The sequence below is a fragment of the Micromonospora sp. NPDC049580 genome (genome assembly GCF_040675595.1).
Lineage (GTDB): Bacteria > Actinomycetota > Actinomycetes > Mycobacteriales > Micromonosporaceae > Micromonospora.
In genome coordinates this window covers 1-1556 of record NZ_JBFAPG010000785.1, presented here as the reverse complement: position 1 = coordinate 1556, position 1556 = coordinate 1, and the positions used below count along the sequence as shown (strand labels likewise).

Here is a 1556-nt window from a genome sequence, read left to right as displayed (position 1 = left end):
CGCGGGCGTGCCACGGCCACACCCCGGCCCCGACCGGCCGTCGCCGGCCCACGCTGAGGTCGGCGGTGCCGGCCAGCACCGGGGCGACCAGGGCCGGCAACTCGGTGGGATCGAACGACCCGTCGGCGTCGAGGACGCACACCACCTCGGCGTCGGCGGCCTCCAGGCCGGCGTGCACCGCCGCGCCGTAGCCGCGCCGGGGCTCGTGCACCACCCGGGCGCCGTGCCGCGCGGCCACCTCGGGCGAGCCGTCGCGCGAGCCGTTGTCCACCACGATGGCCCGGTAGCCGGGCGGCAGCGCGGTCAGCACGCCGGGCAGGGCGGCCGCCTCGTCCAGGCAGGGCAGCACCACGTCGATCTCAGTCGGCATACCGCCGACGCTAGGGCGGCAAGCCCGCGGCGGAGGCCGAAATGTGCTTACCGAACCCTTACCACCTGGGCATTTCTTACCGTCCGGTGACGGGCCGCCGATTGGCGAGCGCGAGGGCGGGCTGTCGCCGTACCGTCCGGTGGTCATGGCCTCGACCACCACACTCCCCGCCGCCCCCGGGCGGACCCCGCCCCGCCGCCGGGCCGGCGACCTCCTGATACTGGGCGTGGAGGCGGCGCTGCTCGCCGCCGCCGTGCTGGTGGGCGCCCTGCTCAACGCACGCGGCGCCGGGCTGCACGCCGACGCCGCTCCGCTGTACGCGACGTGGCGGCCGCACGTCGGCTGGGGCAGCCCCGCCGCGCTGGCCGTAGCGGTCGCGGTGGTGGGGTGGGGAGCGCGGTGGGCCCGCACCGCCCGGTGGGGTGTCCTGCTGGCTGCCGCGTGGCTGACCACGGTCGCCTGGACGTTGTCGTTGGCCCTGGTGGACGGCTGGACGGCAGGGCTGACCCGGCGGCTCACCCCGCAGGCCGAGTACCTGCACGAGGTCCCCGGGGTGACCGACATCCCGGCGATGCTGGCCGGCTTCGCCGGCCGGATCGTCGACTTCCAACCCGACGCGTGGTCCACCCACACCGCCGGGCATCCGCCGGGCGCGCTGCTGATCTTCGTCTGGCTGGACCGCATCGGCCTCGGCGGAGGCGCCGCCGCCGCGCTGGCCTGCGTGCTGGTCGGCGCCACGGTCGCGGTGTCGGTGCCGGTGACCCTGCGGGCGCTCGGCGCGCCCGACGCGGCCCGCGCGGTGCTCCCGTTCCTGGTGCTGCTGCCGGGGGCGGTCTGGGTGGGCGCCTCGGCCGATGGCATCTTCGCCGCCGTGGTCGCAGCCGGCCTGGCGCTGCTGGCGGTCCGGGGCCGCGTCGCCGCTCTCGCCGGCGGGGCGGTGCTCGGGTTCGCGCTGTACCTGTCGTACGGGTTCCTCCTGGTCGGCGTGCTCGCGCTGGCCGTGGTGACGCTGCGCCGTACGCACCGTGGGGGCGCGCTGCTCGCCGCCGCCGTCGGGGTCGCGGCCGTGACGGCGGCCTTCAGCGCGGCGGGCTTTCACTGGTGGGTCGGCTACCAGTTGGTCGTCGAGCGGTACTACCAGGGCTGGGCCGCCGACCGCCCGTACGCCTACTGGGTGTGGGCCAAC

General features: G+C 76.9%; 2 protein-coding genes. One reads left to right on the top strand and one right to left on the bottom strand.

The genetic code is table 11. The annotated features are described in order from the left end of the window. On the bottom strand, positions 1–370 hold a 370-nt coding region (locus AB0J68_RS32075), incomplete at its 3' end, for a glycosyltransferase family 2 protein (RefSeq protein ID WP_363942620.1). Between the two features lie 145 nt (positions 371–515). On the opposite strand from AB0J68_RS32075, the gene AB0J68_RS32070 reads away from it, so the two are divergent. Further along, a partial coding sequence (locus AB0J68_RS32070) for a hypothetical protein (protein ID WP_363942617.1) occupies positions 516–1556 on the top strand: 1041 nt, incomplete at its 3' end.